Annotated in this window: 15 protein-coding genes; 11 read left to right on the forward strand and 4 right to left on the reverse strand. The window is 55.2% G+C overall.

Annotated features, from left to right (window positions below):
- Positions 1–54: 54 nt before the first annotated feature.
- Both GGR95_RS10010 and GGR95_RS10015 read left to right on the forward strand, forming a co-directional pair.
- A complete protein-coding gene (locus GGR95_RS10010; RefSeq protein WP_343042193.1) occupies positions 55–525 on the forward strand; it encodes a DUF3833 family protein in 471 nt (156 codons plus the stop codon).
- Complete coding sequence (locus GGR95_RS10015) at positions 522–1,253, forward strand: SDR family NAD(P)-dependent oxidoreductase (protein ID WP_184565395.1); 732 nt, start codon at positions 522–524, stop codon at positions 1,251–1,253. Before GGR95_RS10010 ends, GGR95_RS10015 begins: the two co-directional genes overlap by 4 nt.
- A gap of 98 nt (positions 1,254–1,351) precedes the next feature.
- Here GGR95_RS10015 and GGR95_RS10020 read toward each other — a convergent pair whose 3' ends face one another.
- Together GGR95_RS10020 and GGR95_RS10025 are read right to left on the reverse strand one after the other, a co-directional pair.
- On the reverse strand, positions 1,352–1,969 hold the full coding sequence (locus tag GGR95_RS10020) for a glutathione S-transferase family protein (protein WP_184565397.1): 618 nt from the start codon (positions 1,967–1,969) through the stop codon (positions 1,352–1,354).
- A gap of 10 nt (positions 1,970–1,979) precedes the next feature.
- On the reverse strand, positions 1,980–2,633 hold the full coding sequence (locus GGR95_RS10025) for a histidine phosphatase family protein (RefSeq protein WP_184565399.1): 654 nt from the start codon (positions 2,631–2,633) through the stop codon (positions 1,980–1,982).
- Between the two features lie 176 nt (positions 2,634–2,809).
- On the opposite strand from GGR95_RS10025, the gene fdhF reads away from it, so the two are divergent.
- From fdhF to GGR95_RS10045, 4 genes are all read left to right on the forward strand, one after another.
- Positions 2,810–5,578: a formate dehydrogenase subunit alpha gene (gene fdhF / locus GGR95_RS10030; protein ID WP_184565401.1), complete on the forward strand. Its 2,769-nt coding sequence runs from the start codon at positions 2,810–2,812 to the stop codon at positions 5,576–5,578.
- A gap of 49 nt (positions 5,579–5,627) precedes the next feature.
- On the forward strand, positions 5,628–6,815 hold the full coding sequence (locus tag GGR95_RS10035; RefSeq protein ID WP_184565403.1) for a hydantoinase/carbamoylase family amidase: 1,188 nt from the start codon (positions 5,628–5,630) through the stop codon (positions 6,813–6,815).
- A 111-nt stretch (positions 6,816–6,926) separates the two neighbouring features.
- Entirely contained in the window at positions 6,927–7,295 is a 369-nt protein-coding gene (locus GGR95_RS10040) for a BrnA antitoxin family protein (protein ID WP_184565405.1), read from the forward strand.
- 524 nt (positions 7,296–7,819) lie between these two features.
- The gene (locus tag GGR95_RS10045; protein ID WP_184565407.1) at positions 7,820–9,472 is read left to right on the forward strand and encodes a Hint domain-containing protein; all 1,653 of its coding nucleotides are present in this window, start codon (positions 7,820–7,822) and stop codon (positions 9,470–9,472) included.
- Positions 9,473–9,966: 494 nt separating this feature from the next.
- Here the strand turns inward: GGR95_RS10045 and GGR95_RS10050 are convergent, their stop codons facing one another.
- Entirely contained in the window at positions 9,967–10,668 is a 702-nt protein-coding gene (locus tag GGR95_RS10050) for a response regulator transcription factor (protein ID WP_184565408.1), read from the reverse strand.
- Complete coding sequence (locus GGR95_RS10055; protein WP_184565410.1) at positions 10,665–12,572, reverse strand: PAS-domain containing protein; 1,908 nt, start codon at positions 12,570–12,572, stop codon at positions 10,665–10,667. Before GGR95_RS10055 ends, GGR95_RS10050 begins: the two co-directional genes overlap by 4 nt.
- A gap of 184 nt (positions 12,573–12,756) precedes the next feature.
- On the opposite strand from GGR95_RS10055, the gene GGR95_RS10060 reads away from it, so the two are divergent.
- The 5 genes from GGR95_RS10060 (at position 12,757) to GGR95_RS10080 (ending at position 18,079) form a co-directional block, all read left to right on the forward strand.
- Complete coding sequence (locus GGR95_RS10060) at positions 12,757–14,727, forward strand: AMP-binding protein (RefSeq protein ID WP_221384818.1); 1,971 nt, start codon at positions 12,757–12,759, stop codon at positions 14,725–14,727.
- 136 nt (positions 14,728–14,863) lie between these two features.
- Complete coding sequence (locus tag GGR95_RS10065) at positions 14,864–15,682, forward strand: ATP-binding cassette domain-containing protein (RefSeq protein WP_184565412.1); 819 nt, start codon at positions 14,864–14,866, stop codon at positions 15,680–15,682.
- Positions 15,683–15,700: 18 nt separating this feature from the next.
- Positions 15,701–16,708 carry a branched-chain amino acid ABC transporter permease gene (locus GGR95_RS10070; RefSeq protein WP_184565414.1) on the forward strand — a complete coding sequence of 336 codons (1,008 nt, stop codon included), beginning with the start codon at positions 15,701–15,703 and terminating at the stop codon, positions 16,706–16,708.
- Positions 16,695–16,967, forward strand: a complete 273-nt coding sequence (locus GGR95_RS10075) for a hypothetical protein (RefSeq protein WP_184565416.1) — start codon at positions 16,695–16,697, stop codon at positions 16,965–16,967. The genes GGR95_RS10070 and GGR95_RS10075 overlap by 14 nt, the downstream gene beginning before the upstream one ends.
- Positions 16,967–18,079 carry a branched-chain amino acid ABC transporter permease gene (locus GGR95_RS10080; RefSeq protein ID WP_184565418.1) on the forward strand — a complete coding sequence of 371 codons (1,113 nt, stop codon included), beginning with the start codon at positions 16,967–16,969 and terminating at the stop codon, positions 18,077–18,079. The genes GGR95_RS10075 and GGR95_RS10080 overlap by 1 nt, the downstream gene beginning before the upstream one ends.
- The last annotated feature ends 30 nt before the right edge of the window (positions 18,080–18,109 follow it).

An 18,109-nucleotide genomic window follows, 5' to 3' on the forward strand; every position in this document is an offset into this window, starting at 1 on the left:
GTGCTAATATTGGTTGCGACGCGGCGCAGGTTTGCAGATTTTTTGGCGCAAACAGTGGATGATTACGCAGAAGATTCCCCTTTATTTGATCTGCGTAGCCATTTGAATGGGCAGATGATCTGTGAGGGTATGATTTTTGGCCCGTTTGGTCGCATGACCAGTACATTTCAGGCGGAATTTGATATTGTCTGGAAAGGAAATAGCTGCACGATGAAAGAGGCGTTTGTCTTTAATGATGGGACGACCCAACATCGGGAATGGCGGCTTGAGTTGGATGGCGGTGGCGGTTTTGACGCATGGGCGGATGATGTGCCGGGAAAGGCTCATGGCGAAATGTCAGGGCCTGCGGTCCTGTTCAACTATCCAATCAAACTACCCGAGGCGTCGGGAGGATACACACTAAGAGCGTTTGATTGTATGTATCTGACAAAAGGCGGAACGGTGGTGAACAGAAGCCAGTTCCGAAAATTTGGTTTTAAGGTCGCAGAACTTGTTGCGACAATTCGAAAAAAGGAAGTGGTATGACTGAGTGGTTGGGCAAACGATATTGGTTGGTGGGTGCAAGTGACGGGCTGGGGGCTGCGCTGGCGCAGCAATTAAGCCGCGCAGGCGCGGAAGTTGTCCTATCGGCTCGCAGTGAAGACAAGTTGACAGCCTTGGCTGATAGCCTGCCTGCAAAAGCAGAAGTGGTCGCAATGGATGTGACCGATGATACCAGCGTCGCCGCCGCAACCAAGGCAGTAGGGCAGGTTGACGGGATCGTCTATCTGGCAGCAGCGTATTGGCCGTTTGGGGCTAAAGACTGGAATGCCGAACAAGCGAATACCATGGTGGATGTCAATTTCATGGGGTTGATGCGCGTGATGGGGCAGGTGGTGCCGGATATGGTGGCGCGGAATGCGGGGCATATCGTTGTCATTTCCAGCTTGGCAGGTTTCCGTGGTCAGGCGCGCTCAATCGGGTATTCAGCGTCCAAGGCTGCGACCATATCGCTGGCAGAAAGCATGCATGCTGATTTGCGCGACACCGATGTGCACGTACAGGTGGTTAACCCCGGCTTTATCAAAACGGGCCTGAGCGATAAAAACGATTTCAAAATGCCAGGTATGATGGAACCCGAAGACGCCGCGCGCGAAGTGTTCGAGCATATGAATACCGATGATTTCAAAAAGAGCTTTCCCTTCGGTATGGCACTGGCATTCCGTCTAGGTCAGTTTCTGCCCGCCGCATTATACTACCGTATCTTCAAGTGACGTCGGTAAGCCTTGCGTGATCTGTTGCGCCTGATCTGAATGTGCCGCCCCGTTTGGGGCGGCATTTCACTTTTTTTGGGTCTCACGTGCGGTGACGTTCAGAGCACACCTTTGCTACGGATGGATTTGACGCTGTCACGGGCTTCCATACGTGCCAAATAGGCGCTGATCTTGGGGTAGTCGGCTACGGTAACGCCGTCGTTGGCCAGCAGGTTGCAGGCAAAGAACAAAATGGGGTCGGCAATCGTAAAGGCCGCGCCACAGACATAATCTCCCCGCAGGCATTCGGTTTCGACGTAGGCGGCGCAAACAGCCATTGTTTCAGGTACTTTTGCCGCCATATCTGCGTGGCTATCTGCCTTGTCGGCCCAGCGGGTGCCGCGCATTTTATGGGCATGTGCGACATGCATAGTTGAGGCGACGTAATACATAACGCTGCGCATATGGGCTGCTTCCGCTGGATCGCTGGGCACCAGATTGGCATGGGGTGCTAGGGCTGCGACATAGTCCAATAGAGCGCCTGCCTCGGTCAGGATGGTGCCGTCTTCCAGCACCAAAGCAGGCACGCGGCCTTTGGGATTGATGGCAAGGTATTCCGGCTTGGTCTGCTCGGCAGTGGCAAAGTCGATGCGGGTGAGCTCATGAGGTAAACCGGCTTCGACAAGGGCGATGGCGGGCGCGACGGCGACGGTGCCTTTGGTGTAATAGAGGTTCATGGGTGATCCTTTAAATGTTGGTTTTTGACAGGCCGCGTTCGGGCGTGTCTAGATGCGGTGTCGCGTTAAACAATATGGGTGACAGATGCCCGCCGATGGGGTGAAACTGATGCAGTGAGGTGTGAAAAATGGCCACCGCAGTACGCGCAGTGGCAGCCATGCCCAGCTCCATCTGCTGCGCGATCAAATGAGCGATGAGCCCACCTGAGGTCACCACCAAGGCTGGCCCGCTTTCAGATGCGATTTCTGTCATGGCATCACGGATACGGGTTTGGAATGCCATATAGCTTTCGGGCGCGCCTTCGATCTTGCCCTCTTTCCAATGCTGTAAAACGGTTGGGAAATGTGCAAGGAATTCGTGCTCTTCGGTCGGGAAGGCAATGCCGTGTTGCTCACTCAAAAGCCCCGCGAGGGTGAAGTACTCCAACTCGTTCAGGCGGGCATCGCGGGTGGGCGTGAGATCCATCGCCATGCCATCGGCGGTTTCGATATGACGGCGTAATGTGCCCGTAAACAATCGCGTATGATGTGCGCCCGTGTCGCGCAAATGCTGGCCCAGCCACTGCGCTTGGGTATGGCCCAGATCGCTGAGACGGTCATAGCTGACCTCATCTGTGGCTGTGGAATTGGCCTGACCGTGGCGGATGAGGGTGATGGTTGACATATGCGCTCCTGCTGCTTGCACGCTTTGATAAGCGAGGTGTCGGGGCAGGGAAAGGGGCGCGTATCGGAAACATTGGCGGGGTTGCATGGCGCAAATGGGTGGCGCGGTGTCGGGAATGGTCTTATCAGAAAGATGCGCGACAGCTAGTGTTTTGATAGCACTGGGAGGAAGCTGCCATGACAGATAAAGTGACATTCACGCTGGACGGTCAGGTCGTTGAGGCCGAGGCGGGTCTGACAATCTGGGAAGTGGCCAATGGCCGCGGTCTGATAATCCCGCATCTGTGCCACAAACCCGCGCCGGGCTACCGCCCTGATGGCAATTGCCGCGCCTGTATGGTTGAGATTGCGGGCGAGCGGACATTGGCCGCATCGTGCATCCGCGAACCCAGCGATGGCATGGTCGTCACCACCAATAATCCGCGTGCCCAGAACGCCCGCAAGATGGTGGTTGAGTTGCTGATGGCCGACATGCCCGCGCAAGATGTGGCGCATGATAGATCAAGCCATATGCACGATATGGTGACGTTGAACGGCGTGGAAGAGAGCCGCTTTCCCAAGCTGGACACCGACCGTATCCCGTTGCTGGACGACAGTCATGTGGCGATGCGGGTGAACCTAGATGCGTGTATCTCATGCGGTCTGTGCGTGCGGGCCTGCCGCGAGGTGCAGGTGAATGACGTGATCGGCATGTCAGGCCGTGGGATGGACAGCTATCCAACGTTCGATATGGCCGACCCGATGGGGGCTTCCAGTTGTGTGGCCTGCGGTGAATGTGTGCAGGCCTGCCCCACTGGCGCGCTGATGCCAGCGAGCGTACTGGACGAAAACGAGCAAGGCGATAGCGCCGATTATGATCGCGAAGTCGAGAGCATTTGCCCCTTCTGCGGCGTGGGCTGTCAGATATCGCTTAAGATCAAAGATGATAAAATCAAATATGTAGAAGGCATCAACGGCCCCGCCAATGAGGGGCGTTTGTGTGTCAAAGGGCGCTTTGGTTTTGATTACATCCACCATGAGCACCGCCTGACCAAACCGCTAATCCGCCGTCAGGATGCGCCAGCAAAAGGGTTGAACGTGGACCCCGGTAACTATCTGGAGGTCTTCCGCGAGGCCACTTGGGACGAGGCATTGGATGCAGCAGCAAACGGGTTGAAAGCCATCGGCGGCAAAGGGGTGGCAGGCTTTGGGTCAGCGAAATGCACCAATGAGGAAGCCTATCTGTTTCAAAAGATCATCCGCCAAGGGTTTGGCCATAACAACGTCGATCATTGTACGCGGTTGTGTCATGCCTCCTCTGTCTCGGCGTTGATCGAAAACGTGGGGTCAGGCGCTGTGACGGCTACGTTTAACGAGATCGAAAATGCCGATGTGGCGATTGTGATCGGGGCGAACCCGATTGAAAACCACCCAGTCGCGGCGACCTATTTCAAACAATTCACCAAACGCGGTGGCAAACTGATTGTGATGGACCCGCGCGGTCAGGCGTTGAAACGCTTTGCCTATCAGATGTGCCAATTCCGCCCGGGTACGGATGTGTCGATGCTCAACGCGATCATGAATGTGATCGTTGAAGAAGGGCTGTACGATACCCAATATATCCAAGCGCATACAGAGAATTGGGAGGCGGAGAAGGCGCATCTCAAGGACTTCACGCCTGAAAAGATGGCCCCGATTTGCGGTATAGATGCCGAGACGCTGCGCGATGTCGCGCGGACCTTTGCAGGGGCCAATGCGGCGATGATATTTTGGGGGATGGGCGTCAGCCAGCACATTCACGGCACAGATAATGCGCGTTGCCTGATCAGTCTGGCATTGATGACGGGTCAAATAGGGCGGCCGGGTGCGGGCCTGCATCCGTTGCGGGGCCAAAACAATGTGCAGGGTGCATCTGACGCGGGAATGATCCCGATGTTTTTGCCAGATTACCAATCGGTCACGGATGACGGCGTGCGCTCGGCCTTTACGGATGTGTGGGAGAGCGGTGATTTCAGCGCGGAGAAGGGCCTGACCGTCACCGAGATTTTGGATGCGGTGCATACAGGCGATATCAAAGGCATGTATATTCTGGGCGAAAACCCCGCCATGTCCGACCCCGATGTGGAGCACGCCCGCCATGCCCTTGCCAAGCTAGAGCATCTGGTGGTGCAGGATATCTTTATCACCGAGACTGCCAATTTCGCGGATGTGATCCTGCCTGCCTCGGCCTTTGCCGAGAAAACCGGCACGGTGACGAACACCAACCGTCAGGTGCAAATGGGCCGTGTCGCTGTACCGCCCCCCGGTGAGGCGCGGGCGGATTGGTGGATTGAGACAGAGTTGGCGAAACGCTTGGGGCTGGATTGGACCTATACATCGCCCGCTGAAATCTTTGTCGAGATGAAGCTGAACATGCAATCTTTGGACAACATCACGTGGGACCGACTGGAGGCGCAAAACGCGGTAACCTATCCTTCGCTGAGCCCAGAAGACCCCGGACAGGCGATTGTTTTTTCTGACGGTTTCCCGCGTGCAGGGGGGCGTGCGCGGTTTACTCCCGCCAGCATCATCGCGCCCGATGATACGCCCGATGCGCAATACCCGATGATCCTGACAACGGGTCGCCAGCTGGAGCATTGGCACACGGGGTCAATGACCCGTCGTGCCACGGTTCTGGATGGGTTAGAGCCAGAGGCGAATTGCTCATTACACCCCTCGACCTTGCGCAAACTGGGCGTAGAGGCGGGTGAATTGGTTCGTTTGACCACCAAACGCGGCAGCATCGAGATCATGGCGCGGATGGATCGTGCTGTATCACCTGATATGGTTTTCCTGCCCTTTGCCTATGTGGAAGCGGCGGCAAATATCCTGACAAATCCGGCAGTTGACCCTTATGGCAAGATACCTGAGTTCAAATTCTCAGCGGTGAAAGTAGAGGCCGTGCATCCTTCTGTTGTTGCCGAGTAGAGGGCAAAGACTTACGGATAACCGTGGTTGAGTGGATTAAGGAAAAAAGATGCAGGTAGATGCGGGGCGGTTCTTGGCGGACCTTCATAAATTGCGGGAATTCGGGGCCGCGGGTGTGGGCAGAGGCGTTGTTCGGCCTGCTTATTCCGAGGCTGACATGGCGGCGCGTGACTGGCTGGCACAGCGGATGCGCGAGGCGGGGTTGCGGGTTGAGGTTGATCCGATGGGCAACCTGTTCGGCTTGGCTGATGCACCCTCTTTGCTGATGGGGTCACATAGCGATAGCCAACCCGAAGGCGGGTGGCTGGATGGTGCGCTGGGCGTGATTGCCGCCTTGGAAGTTGCGCGGGCCAGCCGTGAGGCTGGCGGGCCTGCGATCTCGGTTGTGTCCTTTCAGGATGAAGAAGGCCGTTTCGGCGTGACCACAGGCAGTGCTGTTTGGGGCGGTCATCTGGCGCAGGACGTGGCGGATTTATTGTGTGATCACAATGGTGTAACCTTGGGTGAGGCGCGCAGTGTTGTGCCCGCGACAGGCGATGTGGACCCTGTGCAGTTCACCGGATTCATCGAGATGCATATCGAACAAGGCCCCGTGATGGACAGCACAGGCGAGCAAATCGGGGTGGTGAGCGATATCGTGGGCATCCGCGATATGAAGATCACCTTTGAAGGGCAGCAAAACCACGCAGGCACTACGCCTATGGCGCTGCGGCAGGATGCTTTTCAGGCGGTTTCAACCTTTAACCAAGCGCTGGCTGAGCGGTTTGCCAATGTGGTGACACCTGCAACGGTCTGGACCATCGGGCATGTGAGCTTGCACCCCAATGCCTCGTCTATTGTGCCAGGAAAGGCTGTGTTTTCAATGCAGTGGCGCGATGGTGACGCGGATCGTTTGGGGCGGATGGAGCAGATTATTCGCGATCTGGCGCAGGAAGTGGCAGACGCACGGGGCATGCGGGTTTCCTTTGGTAAGATGCTGGGCCTAGAGCCTGTGGCGATGGATATGCGGCTGCGTAAGGCGCTGGAAACAAGCGCGAAAACTGTAGCGCCTAATAAATGGCGCGTGATGCCATCGGGGGCGTTGCATGATGCCACCAATGTGTCGCGGCTGATGCCTGTGGCGATGCTGTTTGTGCCCTCGATCAACGGGATCAGCCATGCGTTTGAGGAGGACACAGATGAGGCCGACCTTGTGGCGGGGCTGAAGGTTTTGGCGGGGGCTGTGGCTGCTTTGTAAACTTGGAAAAAGGGGGGTGTAACCCGTACACCCCACGTACACCGCACGGTGCATTATCGCGATCTTTGCAATTCTCCCAGATGTTGGGCAGATCACTGTAAGGAGACCCTGATGAACCGCAAGGACGCGCACAGCCAGATGATCCATGAACTGGAACGGCTGCAAGAAGACATGTCGGAAAATTGGTTGGATAAAAGCCTGCCTGATGATTGGAACGGACTGGATTTTTGGGACGAGGTCCCGCGCAAAAAGACCCGCGTTACCTTGCGGCTGGATGCGGATATGGTCGCGTGGTTTCGAAAGATTGGCCCGAACTATGGCCCGCGCATCAACAAGGTTTTGCGAATCTACTACACGGGGCTGTTGTCGGGGAATCTATCGGCCTATCCAAACGACAGGACCGTGCCGCGTATTCTTTTGGCAGCGCAAAGAGAGATGGAGAACCTGCGAGGTGAACTGTCAGGGGCGGGAAAGGAATGAACATGGGGATGTTGGACTAGGTCTTGCCTGATGAGGTTCAGGTAGGTGTTGGTTCGCACCTAAACCATCATCCGCAATCACGAACCACCGATAAGGCTTGTCAGGTTCTGCGCGATAGACAGACCGGACATCCGTGCGTCGCGCAGTGAAAGGCAGGAACGAGCCCTCTTTACCGAATGTTGTCCCGCATCATTTTGCGAGTGTAGAAAACTCACCTACGCGAACAGCCCTGTGCGGACATTCGGGCTTAGCAAACCACCCCATCTCTGTAACAAAGCCGCCTTGCGGACCACTTAAAAGAGGGGGCTTCATTTGCTGCTGGTCTATGGACCAACAACGACCCACGTTGCTTCAATCTGTCATTGTAAGACAACCAATTCTTAGTCTTGAAGGGGTAGCGCCAAAATTTCGCCACATTTGAACTTGATTAATGCCTTAATTTCGAAATTAACGAATCGCTAACCATAAAAAATTTCGCCCGCAGCAGTAAAACGGAGCGGAAAAACAGCAGATCGAGCAGCAACATGGCAACAAACAATAGTTCAAATCCGGCAACGGATGATGATGACCTCATAACTGGTTCTTCTGGTAGTGATACACTGACCGGAGGTCTGGGCGGCGACACCATCAATGCGGGTGCTGGTGACGATATGATTTCTGGCGACGGTCCTGTCGCAGGGGCATGGTATTTTGAGACCTACAATTACAATTTCGGAAGAGCTGACGGTCAGGCGTTTGATATCGAAGACGGAACCGGAACCGGATCTGGCTATGTTACAGATTTCGATGTCGATAATCTGACAAACTCTCTCCGTGGCACGTCAGGAGACCCTGATGATTTTGGGGTCATTTTGACCTCGACGTTAAATGTAACTGTTGGCGGCAGTTATCGGTTAACCACAAGGTCTGACGATGGATCGACTATACAGATATTTGACAGCAATGGGAATGCGCTCGATTTCAACAACCAATCAGGCGGCGTTCGTGATTATTTAAATAACGACTACCACCAAGGGGCGACAACACGATATGGCGATGTCACGCTTGACCCTAATGAAACATATACTATTCAAATTCGCTACTGGGAGAACGCCGGAGCCGAAACGCTTAGCGCGACAATTTCCGGCCCGGATACAGGGAACACATCCCAGTCTTTATTAACTTCGCCGATGGTAGGATCACCTCCTGCTTCTGGGTATCCGCCAACAGGAACTGCGGCAGGGGTTGAGGGTGATGATGTCCTTAATGGTGGCGCTGGTGATGATATTATTAGTGGTGATGGCGGAAATGATACCATTACCGGCGGTGCGGACGACGACACGATTACCGGTGGAGAGGGGTTTGATACCTTCGTCTATAACGCGGGCGACGGCCATGACTTAATCACCGATTTCAATACGGGAACGGGGCAGGACATTACTGACGGGGACCCGTCGAATAATGACTTTCTCGACCTGTCTGCGTTTTACACGGACATTTTCGAACTACGCGCTGACCTAAATGATGACGGGGTTCTGAACCAATCTGTTGGCGACTTTAGCGACAACACCGCGCTCGGCGGCTCCATTACCCTGACGGGGGTTTCGGCCAGCGATTTGACCGAAGACAATACAAATGTAGCGTGTTTCACTAAAAATACACTCATCGAGACACCCTATGGCCCAAAGCCAATCGAAACTTTGGAACTGGGTGATTTAGTGTTGACGAAAGATAACGGTGCCCAGCCCATTCAATGGATTGGTGTGCGGACTGTCCCAGCAACAGGAAAATTCGCACCCGTTCGTTTTGCCGCAGGCGCTATTGGAAACAATATCGCACTTGAGGTCTCGCCACAGCACAGGATGTTGGTTTCCGGATGGCAAGCTGAATTATTTTTTGGTGAGGCAGAGGTTCTCTCCCCTGCCATTCACCTGCTCAATGATAAGACAATTACTCGCGCCTATAAACCGAGCGTGACCTATTATCACATTCTGTTTTCAGAGCATCAGGTCATCAGTGCGCATGGCGCGTATTCCGAGAGCTTTCACCCCAGCGAAGCCTCAATTGGAGGCGTTAGCGAAGGGTCACGGAAAGAATTAAAGGAACTGTTTCCAGAACTGTTCGCTTCCAAAGACTTAAGTACATTGACGGCACGGCGGACCTTGAAGGGATATGAAAGTAAAGTGATCAACTGGTAATCATTATTCAATCCGATATGCATAACTTTGCTAACCTTCGGATGCGCCGCTGAGCCGCCGCGGGATGTTGGTGTCTGTCATATGCCTTTTTCAAAAAAGGCTAATCGTTCCAGCAGAGCGATGGATTCGAGGGCATAGATGTCGTTTGGATCGACCAACGCGTTCTTGGCTGTGCTGGCAATGGTTCCGCGACGAGTTCCTCGATGCACCGCAGGAAGAATGGATGGGGGCGTGAGCTTTGCAAAGTCAGCTTTTCATAAATTCCGTCCTCGGTATTCAGCGCAGCGAATGTCCGGTTCCCCCCTTCGTGTCGCTGGGCTGAAAATCTAATAGAATTCAGCGCTGCGGCGAAAGGCAGTAAAGTCCCGCATAGCAGACATCGAAGCTATCAAAGTGCAACGTCGGCTTTGGTGTTCAATGTTGTGGCCTGAACTCTGTTGGTGATCCGATTTATCGGTTTGCGTGATTTTCTGTAGGGACGTTGCGCCAGATCGCTAAACCCAAGCGACATCCCCAAGGAAAATATACCCCGCGCCGTAGATTGTTTTGATCAGTTGCGGGTTTTTGGGGTCTTCGCGCAGTTTGGTGCGCAGGCGCGAGATGCGGACATCCATGGCGCGGTCAAAGCTCTCGGAGGCGGCGCCGCCGAGGCTTGTTTGCATTTGGGCGCGGCTGATCAGGCGTTTGGGCGCGTCGAGGAACAGGCGCAGGACTTCGCCTTCGGCATGGCTGAAGGGGGTCTCGTCTCCGTTTTCGTCCTCTAGCATGTAGCGTTCAAAATGGGCGGTCCAGTTTTTGAAGCGCGCGGTGTTGCTGGCACGTGTGGCGGGGCGGGTGCTGCGTAGGCGGGCGCGGATACGGGCGACAACTTCGGCGGGATCAAAGGGTTTGCTGATGTAATCATCCGCGCCCAGCTCCAGCCCTGTCACGCGATCCTGAACCTGTGCGCGGCCTGAAATGATGATGACGATAGCGCCTTGTTCCAGCGCCAGACGGTGCACCAGCGTGAGGCCGTCTGTGTCAGGCAGGGACAGGTCCACAAGGCAAACATCGGGGGTGCGTTTGGCCAATGCGGCCTCAAACGCCGAGGCGCGGCCAAAACTCATGGTGTCAAAACCTGCTTCTTGCAGGACATCGGACAGGAGTGTTCGGATTTCGGGTTCGTCATCAAGGATGCTGATCAGGGGTTTTGTCATTTAGGGGCATCCTGTGTGGGTGAAATAAGGGCAGAGAGATCATCGGCGGTGAAGGGTTTGCGCAACACGGGGGCGTGTTTTTGCGCCTCTAGGAACAACGGCGCGTCAGGCGGTAGGGATGTCATGAGGATCAGCGGCGGGCTGTCAGGGCCGAGGCGGTGGGCCAGATCGGTGCCTGTGCTGTCGCCTTCCAGCTGGATATCCGAGAGGATCAGCGCGATGTCGGGTAGATCGGCCAAGAGGGCCGAGGCCTCATCGGTGGTGGTGGCTTCAATCACAGAATGCCCCATCCCCATGAGCATGTCGCGCAGGACGGCACGCAGATCGTCGCGGTCTTCTACCAGCAGCACAAGGCCCGTAGTGGCAGGCAGGGCGGCGCGGTAGGGCAGGCGCAATCTGATCTTGGCGCCTTGCGTGGCGTTTGACAGGCGTAGATCGCCGCCGGCCAGTTTGGTCATGTCATAGACCATGGGCAGGCCAAGGCCTGAGCCTTCGGCACCTTTGGTGGTAAAGAAGGGATCAAGTGCTTTGGTCAGCGCGGCGGTGGAAAAGCCGGGGCCGGTATCGGTGATCAGGAATTCGATCCACGTGTCATGCACGCGGCGTATGGTGATGTGAATGTCGCCGCTGGTGCCCATGGCATCGCGGGCGTTCAGCACAAGGTTCAGCAGGCAATCCTGAACCATACCCTGATCCAGCAGGACAGGCGCGGTTTCCAGCGGTTCTATTGTGAGGGTCATGCCTGCGGGCAGGGTCGGTTCTGCAAGAGTGGCGAGGTTTTGCATCATAAGCGGCAAATCGGTGGCCGTCAGGCGCAGGCTGCGCGGGCTGGTGATTTGGGCGATTGAGCTGATGAGCGCACCGCCACGGCGGGCGGCGGCAAGGGTGCCTTCTATCAGCGGCGGTGCATCTGCGGGCAGATCAGGCAGGCGGGCCATACGCGATTGCATCCCAAGGATGATGGTGAGCAGGTTTGAGAAATCATGTGCAAGGCCCGAGGTCATTTGCGCCGCCAAAGCGCGGCGGCGGGTTTGTTGCAATGCGGCGCGGGTTTGGGTTTCTTCGGTTACATCTGTCGAGAGGATATAAGCGCCGCCCGCAGGATCGGGGGTAAGCGCAGTTTTGATCCGCCGCGCGGTGGTTTCATCGGTGAATTCCTGCACGGTGGCGGTGCCGTTGATGGCCTTATTCAGCGCGTTAGAGACTTTTTCATAGTTCAGGTGGCCCAGAACGTCGCTCATCTTGTGGCCGATGATATCGGAGGGGCGTTCAGGGAAAATCGTGCTGAAGCGTTGGTTGCTGTAGGTGTAGCGCCCCGAGGTATCCACATGAGAAATATGGGCGGGCATCATCTCGGTTGTCAGGCGGGCGCGGGCCTCCGAAGCGGTGAGCTGGCGTTTGGTTTCCTCAAGCGCGGCGATCATGGCGGCCAGTTCGCGGTTGGATTGCGCAAGCTGTTCGGAATGAGACAGAACCTGATCACTGAGCGCATCGGAACGGGCGCGCAGCAGGGCTTCTTGGGCTTTGGCGGCGGAGATGTCTGTATAAACGGTGACCCAACCGCCTTCGGGCAAGGGGGAACCTTCGACGCTGATGGTGCGGCCATTGGCGCGGGTGCGTTCCATATAGTGGGGCTTGAAGGCGCGGGCGGTTTCGATGCGTTCGGTGACAAATGTCTCTACATCCCCGACCTCGCCGTATTCACCGCCATGGGCCAGATGGGTGATCGTGTCCCGAAAGGTAGCCCCCGGTTGGGCCAGCGCATCTGGCAGGTCAAACATGCTTTGGAAAGGCGCATTGGACAGGACCAGCCGCAGATCGTTGTCATAAATAGTCAACGCCTGCCCGATCAGGTTCAGGCCGGCCATTGTCATGGATTTGTTTTGTTCATCACGGTGTTGCATTGCGCCAGTTTGCACCCGCCGAGGGGGGTGTCAAAGGATGATCTGGTGTTGTTACAATTCGTTAGGATTGAGAAATCATCAGGAAAAAGTTGACGTGGAAGGTAACCTTGCCATTCTATGAGCTACACTGAACCGCGCAAACGCGGTCGGCCTGTCGGGAGAGACAGGATTGGGAGGATACAATTTGGCTTTGATACTATGCCCTGAGGGGCAACCCGCATCTGTGCCCGCATTGCTGCACCGCAATGCCAAGCAGTTCGCGAACGCGCCTGCGTACCGTGAAAAAGAATACGGCATCTGGCAAACTTGGACGTGGTCGCAGACCCGTGACGAAGTCGAGGCGCTGGCGCTGGGCATGTTGGAGTTGGGATTGAATGAGGGGGACTTTGTCTCTGTCATCGGGCGCAACCGTCCAAGCCTGTATTGGGCGATGATGGCCGCAGAGATGTGTGGCGCTGTGCCTGTGCCGTTGTACCAAGACGCCAATGCCGAAGAGATGACCTATGTGATGAGCCACTGCGGTGCGCGCTTTGCTGTTGTCGGGGATCAGGAGCAGGTGGATAAAATCCTTGATGTGAAGGATGAGTTGCCGCAGTTCGAGCGGATGATCTATCTGGATCCACGTGGGTTGCGCAAATACGATCACGCGGCGTTGGATCAGTACCATGCCGTGCAGGAAATGGGCCGCAAGAACCGCGACAAGCACATCAAAGAGCTGGAAGCGCGTCAGGCAAAGCTGAATTACGATAGCACAGGTGTAATGTTGTACACATCTGGCACCACGGGGAAGCCTAAGGGCGTGGTACTGAGCAACCGCAATGTCATAGAGACGGCGAAATCATCGTCGCAGTTTGATAATTTGCAGCAGAGCGACGAGATTCTGGCCTATTTGCCGATGGCATGGGTTGGGGATTTCATCTTTTCGGTTGGGCAAGCATTGTGGACGGGGTTTTGTACCAATTGTCCCGAAAGTGCGGACACCATGCATGTGGATTTGCGCGAAATCGGGCCGACATATTACTTTGCGCCGCCGCGTGTGTTTGAAACACAATTGACCAATGTGATGATCCGCATGGAGGATTCAGGCCGCTTTAAGAAACGCCTGTTTGACTATTACATGGGCGTCGCACGCAAGGTCGGGCCTGCGATTTTGGACGGCAAAGAAGTGAGCTTTGGGGATCGGCTGAAGTACCGTCTGGGCGAGATGTTCATCTATGGGCCGCTGAAAAATACGCTGGGCTTTAGCCGTGTGCGTGTGGGGTATACGGCGGGTGAGGCGATCGGGCCGGAGATTTTCGATTTCTACCGCTCGCTTGGGATCAACCTCAAGCAATTATACGGTCAGACGGAAGCGACAGTGTTCATCACCGCGCAGCCTGACGGGCAAGTGCGCAGTGACACGGTTGGCGTGACCTGTCCGGGTGTGGAACTGAAGATTGCCGACAATGGCGAGGTTTTCTATCGCTCGCCCGGTGTGTTTGTTGAGTATTACAAAAACGCTGAAAGCACCGCAGATACCAAAGACGCCGAAGGCTGGGTGGCCACGGGGGATGCGGGATTTATAGAGCCTGATACAGGGCATTTGCGGATTATTGACCGTGCTAAAGACGTGGGCAAGATGGCGGATGGATCGCTGTTTGCGCCAAAATACGTTGAGAACAAACTCAAGTTTTTCCCGAATGTTCTGGAGGCGGTTGTCTTTGGCAATGGCAAAGAAGAATGCACGGCGTTTATCAATATCGATCTGACGGCGGTAGGCAATTGGGCCGAACGCAACAACATCGGTTATGCATCTTATCAGGAATTGGCGCGCCATCCGCAAGTTATGGATACAATCCAGAGCCATGTGGAAGAGGTGAACAAATCCGTGGCCCAAGACGAGATGCTGTCAGGCTGTCAGGTGCACCGTTTTGTGGTGCTGCATAAAGAGTTGGATGCGGATGACGGAGAACTGACACGGACACGTAAGGTGCGCCGTCGGGTCATCGAAGAGAAGTATCACGATATCCTCACCGCGATGTATGACGGATCACCGCAGGTGAGCACGGAGACTGAAGTCACCTATGAGGACGGGCGTAAAGGCAGCATTAAAGCGACGCTGGAAGTCCGTTCTGCGGCGGTGATGCCTGTGGCGCATAAGATGGCCGCGCAATGAGAGTCGTGTTGGAAGTGCGCGTGAGGGGATTGCGACGCGCGTCTACGACGACGCCCCGCCCACCCTCCCGTTTTGGCGTGCAAGCCGGGGGTGCTGGATTGAGTTTGAATGGCAAAATGAAGCAGGGGGGCATCGCGTGAAAGATAACGTTGATAGCTATGTAACCAAAGACGGGCGCACCATTGGGCCTGTTGTGATGGAGATGAAGAACATCACCCTGCGGTTTGGTGGTGTTGAAGCGATCAAGGATATTTCCTTTGATATTCGTGAAGGCGAGATCAGGGCGATCATCGGGCCTAACGGCGCGGGCAAGTCTTCGATGCTGAATGTGATTTCGGGTTTCTATGTGCCGCAAGACGGGGAAGTTTGGTACCGTGGTGCGCCGCGCCCTGCAATGAAGCCGTTTCAGGTGGCACAGCAAGGGATTGCGCGGACGTTCCAGAACATTGCCTTGTTTGAAGGCATGTCTGTGCTGGACAACGTGATGACCGGCCGTTTGACGCATATGAAGTCCGGTTTGATGTCGCAGATGTTGTGGCGCGGTGCGGCTGAGAAAGAAGAGATTGAAAACCGCGAAGTGGCGGAGCGGATCATCGACTTTTTGGAAATTCAGGCCATTCGGAAAACACCTGTGTCGCGTCTGTCTTATGGTTTGAAAAAGCGGGTTGAGCTGGCGCGGGCCTTGGCGGCCGAGCCGTCGCTGTTGCTGCTGGATGAGCCGATGGCGGGGATGAACGTGGAGGAAAAAGAGGACATGAGCCGCTTTATCCTTGATGTGAATGACGAATTTGGCACCACGATTGCCTTGATCGAACATGACATGGGCGTGGTCATGGACCTGAGCGACCGTGTGGTTGTGATGGATTACGGCAAAAAGATCGGCGACGGCACGCCGCATGAGGTGCGTAACAATCAGGAGGTGATTGATGCGTATTTGGGTGTGGCACATGATTGATTTTCGGGGGGCTTTGTCATGAACGAGCAGCTGGCATTTACGATTGAGGTCTTTGCGAACGGGCTGATGGCGGGAGTTCTGTATGCTCTTGTCGCGCTGGGATTTGTTTTGATCTATAAGGCATCGGGTATTTTCAACTATGCCCAAGGGGTTATGGCGCTTTTTGCGGCGATGACCTTGGTGGGGATTCAGAACGGTCAGGTGCCGTTTGTACACTTGATTAACGCGATTTTTGGCACCGAAATTCATGGCTTTGGCTGGACGGTACCTTCGTTTGTGGCGATCATCCTGACGGTGTTTGTGATGATCGGGCTGGCGTGGGCCGTGCAACGGTTTGTGTTTCGCCATTTGGTGGGACAAGAGCCGATCATTTTGTTCATGGCGACCATCGGTTTGGCGTATTTCCTTGAGGGTGTCGCGGATTTGATGTGGGGGTCTGAGCTGAAGACATTGACTGTCTGTGCGACCGAGAGCGTCTGTCTGCCGCAAGGGATGAATATGTGGTTGGAAACAACAACCTATGAGGCCATGGGATACGGGTTCTTCATCGACAATCTGGACATCGTAGCGAGCATCATTGCGGCGTTGTTGGTGGCGGGATTGGTAATGTTTGCGCAATATACCAAGCAGGGCCGCGCGATGCGGGCTGTGGCGGATGACCATCAGGCGGCGTTGTCTGTGGGTGTGTCGCTGAACTTTATCTGGATTTTGGTCTGGTCGCTGGCAGGGTTTGTAGCCTTGGTGGCAGGGATCATGTGGGGCGCGAAATCTGGTGTTCAGTTCTCGCTATCGCTGATCGCGCTTAAGGCGCTGCCAGTGCTGATGCTGGGTGGGTTCACCTCTATTCCGGGGGCCATCGTGGGTGGTTTGATCATCGGTGTGGGTGAAAAGATGTTCGAATTCCTGATCGGCGCGCCGTTCCTTGGTGGGGCAACCGAGAACTGGTTTGCCTACATGCTGGCGCTGGTGTTTCTGGTGTTCCGTCCGCAGGGCTTGTTCGGGGAGAAGATCATTGAACGGGTTTAGCGCGCTAATCAATTTTCAACGTATTTATGCCTCTTTGAGTGTTGGCTCCTTTGGTTTAGCAGCTTGGTCGCTATGGATGTCAGGCCGTATCGAGGAAGCACAAAAAGCGTTTGAGCCCTACTCTGATGACTGGATGGCGTTGGAGAGCAAGGGAATAACACATTCCATCAACTTTAGTGGGGCAGTTCTTGCTCTAATATTGACCGTGATAGTCTGGGCCGTTCACACGGCGATCCGCACCCCAAGAAAGGCAGCTTAATGTTTTACCGTGAAGCAGGCGATTTTAATACGACCTACGCCGAGGACCAGCAGACATTTCCGATCAAGTTTGACCGGTATCGCTATTATTTGGTGATGTTCATTGCGATTGTTGTCGTGCCTTTTGTCATCAACGATTACTGGGTCAACTCACTTTTGTTGCCGTTCCTGATCTATTCGATTGCGGCGCTGGGGCTGAATATCCTTGTGGGATATTGCGGACAGGTGTCGCTGGGCACAGGCGGTTTCATGGCTGTGGGGGCATATAGCTGTTACAAGTTCATGACGGGCGTCGATATCTGGTGGGGCGGTGAATTGCTGTTCCGTCTGCCCGAGTTTAACATCTTTTTCAGCGTCATCATGGGCGGTGTGATGACCGCGATTGTGGGTGCGCTGTTTGGTCTGCCCAGCTTGCGGATCAAAGGGTTTTATCTGGCGGTGGCGACACTGGCGGCGCAGTTTTTCCTTGTCTGGCTGTTTAACCGTGTGGCGTGGTTTTATAACTACTCTGCTTCCGGTCAGATCAGCGCGCCAGAGCGTGGATTTCTGGGTGTATTGATCACCGGACCGTCTACGGCACCTTGGGCGGCCTATCTGTTTTGTCTGTTTTTCACGATCATCTGTGCCTATGCGGCGCGGAACATGACGCGTGGTGCGGCAGGGCGCAAGTGGATGGCGATCCGTGACATGGATATTGCGGCCGAGATCATCGGGGTGAACCCGTTGCGGGCCAAGCTGACCGCCTTTGCTGTGTCCTCCTTCTTTATCGGCATCTCTGGCGCATTGTTCTTTGCGGTCTATTTGGGCGCGGTGGAAGTGGGCGAAGCCTTTGGCATCACCAAGTCATTCCTCGTGTTGTTTATGGTGATCATCGGCGGCTTGGGCAGCATCTTTGGCTCCTTCGCGGGGGCGGCGTTTCTGGTGCTGTTGCCTGTGGCGCTGAAGGTTGTCGGCGTTGATTTTCTGGGCTGGCCGACGGACATCGTAGCGCATTTGCAGCTGGTGATTGTGGGCGCGTTGATCATTCTCTTTTTGATCGTTGAGCCACACGGCATTGCCCAGCTGTGGCGTCTGGCGAAAGAAAAACTAAGATTGTGGCCCTTCCCGCACTGACGCGGGGAGCCACACAAAAGCGAGGCGGGA

Source organism: Sulfitobacter undariae (assembly GCF_014196805.1).
GTDB lineage: Bacteria > Pseudomonadota > Alphaproteobacteria > Rhodobacterales > Rhodobacteraceae > Sulfitobacter > Sulfitobacter undariae.

Coding starts and splice junctions, on each gene's coding strand:
- GGR95_RS10015 (WP_184565395.1), top strand. CDS start 522: ATGACTGAGTGGTTGGGCAAACGATATTGGTTGGTGGGTGCAAGTGAC.
- GGR95_RS10020 (WP_184565397.1), bottom strand. CDS start 1,969: ATGAACCTCTATTACACCAAAGGCACCGTCGCCGTCGCGCCCGCCATC.
- GGR95_RS10025 (WP_184565399.1), bottom strand. CDS start 2,633: ATGTCAACCATCACCCTCATCCGCCACGGTCAGGCCAATTCCACAGCC.
- fdhF (WP_184565401.1), top strand. CDS start 2,810: ATGACAGATAAAGTGACATTCACGCTGGACGGTCAGGTCGTTGAGGCC.
- GGR95_RS10035 (WP_184565403.1), top strand. CDS start 5,628: ATGCAGGTAGATGCGGGGCGGTTCTTGGCGGACCTTCATAAATTGCGG.
- GGR95_RS10040 (WP_184565405.1), top strand. CDS start 6,927: ATGAACCGCAAGGACGCGCACAGCCAGATGATCCATGAACTGGAACGG.
- GGR95_RS10045 (WP_184565407.1), top strand. CDS start 7,820: ATGGCAACAAACAATAGTTCAAATCCGGCAACGGATGATGATGACCTC.
- GGR95_RS10050 (WP_184565408.1), bottom strand. CDS start 10,668: ATGACAAAACCCCTGATCAGCATCCTTGATGACGAACCCGAAATCCGA.
- GGR95_RS10055 (WP_184565410.1), bottom strand. CDS start 12,572: ATGCAACACCGTGATGAACAAAACAAATCCATGACAATGGCCGGCCTG.
- GGR95_RS10070 (WP_184565414.1), top strand. CDS start 15,701: ATGAACGAGCAGCTGGCATTTACGATTGAGGTCTTTGCGAACGGGCTG.
- GGR95_RS10080 (WP_184565418.1), top strand. CDS start 16,967: ATGTTTTACCGTGAAGCAGGCGATTTTAATACGACCTACGCCGAGGAC.